Here is a 1,612-nt window from a genome sequence, read left to right on the forward strand (position 1 = left end):
TTCCTGATGCGGGTCGTGCCTTTGGTTTAACATTAGGAAGTGATTTATCAACTCCTGCTGAAATTGGTTTAGGTCTCTCTTATGCTTTTGGTGCAAATACAATTGCTGTTGATTACAAACAGATTAAATACTCAGATGCTAAAGGTTATAAAGATTTTGGTTGGGATAATCAAAATGTCTATTCTTTAGGTTATGAATACAGTGCAAAAACATGGGCAGCTCGTGTTGGTTATAATTATGCAGCAAGTCCGATTGTGGAGCAAAATGGTGCAACTCCAAAAGGTGGAGCAATCAATACTTTAAATCTATTAGGTTTCCCTGGTATAGTTGAGTCACATTATGCAATTGGTGGGACATATAATGTTAGTGAAAAGGTTTCATTTGATTTAGCTTATGTTTATTCTCCAGAAGTAACAGAAACATTTGCTAATAGTGGTATTGGAGGTCGTGGAATTTCTACGAAACACTCACAAACAGCTCTAAGTGCAGCAGTAAACTTTAACTTTTAAGAACTTATAAAAGAAATTCTCCTTTCTTTCATATCGCCTTTTGGCGGTATTTTTTAGTATAAAATTCTCAATAAGCTCTTTATTTTTCATATAAGTTTTAGTGCTTTTTGTACATCTTCTTGCCTTATCTCTTTTTTCCCTTTTCCGAAAGTTGCCTTTTTTTTCATTTTTCCAAAGTATAGAGTATCTCCTCCGAGTGTAATATCGATGGCTAAAGCCATAGCAGTGCTTGGATGCCCTGCGTTTGGAGAGTCATGTCTTTTACCATCTTTATAAAAGGCAAAGAGATTTTTTTGTTTTGCAATAATCATAATGAGTAGAGCTGTAAGGCGTGAGGGAATGTAGTTTGCAATATCATCAAATCTTGCCGCTACTTTGCCGAACTTTTCATATTTTTTGGTTCTGTATCCTATCATGGAATCCATTGTGTTAATGGTTTTATAAAGAACAATACCAGGGAGTCCAAAAAATAGCAGATAAAAAAGTGGTGCAATAACTCCATCGCTTAGATTTTCTGCATAAGTTTCTATGGCAGCTTTGTAGATGTCACATTCGCTCAGCTCTTTTGTATCGCGCGAAACTAGCATTGCAATAGCACTCCGCTTGTCTGCTACATTTAGCACACCTTCGACTGAGTCACGAAGCATTTTATGTGCAATGAACATGGAGGCTATCAATGCAGTGATGAGAATGTTTAAAAATGGAGGAAAGGCAATCCTTAAAAACTCTTGTAAAGAAGTAACAAGAAGAGTCATAATACTTAAAACAAATAAAACAAGTAGCAAACCTCGAAAAATACTTTTTTTGTAGAGTAATTGTTCAAAAAAGCTAATGAGTTCCCCTATAACGATGATAGGATGTTTTATAAAAGAGAACTCTCCAAATTTTTTATCTATCAAATAGGCTAAAACAGCGACAATAACATTACTCATACAAACTCGCTTCAATTATGTCCATATCTATATGTTTATTTATATGATTTGCAAATTCTTTAATAGCATTTGCTTTGAATTCTTTAAAATTGTAGCCTTTGTAGTTGCTATTTATTTCACGAAAGAGTTTTAAACGCAGCGCATTATTTTCAAAGATGCCATGCATAAATG

Annotated in this window: 1 protein-coding gene and 1 pseudogene; one reads left to right on the plus strand and one right to left on the minus strand. The window is 34.4% G+C overall.

The genetic code is table 11. From position 1 onward, the window contains the following. Positions 1-509: pseudogene (locus tag MVY38_RS01275) on the plus strand (aromatic hydrocarbon degradation protein); the annotation flags it as partial. An 86-nt stretch (positions 510-595) separates the two neighbouring features. Here MVY38_RS01275 and cbiB read toward each other — a convergent pair. After that, on the minus strand, positions 596-1,441 hold the full coding sequence (gene cbiB / locus MVY38_RS01280; RefSeq protein ID WP_297482606.1) for an adenosylcobinamide-phosphate synthase CbiB: 846 nt from the start codon (positions 1,439-1,441) through the stop codon (positions 596-598). Between the last annotated feature and the right edge of the window lie 171 nt (positions 1,442-1,612).

The sequence above is a fragment of the Sulfurimonas sp. genome (assembly GCF_027056685.1).
Taxonomy (GTDB): domain Bacteria; phylum Campylobacterota; class Campylobacteria; order Campylobacterales; family Sulfurimonadaceae; genus Sulfurimonas.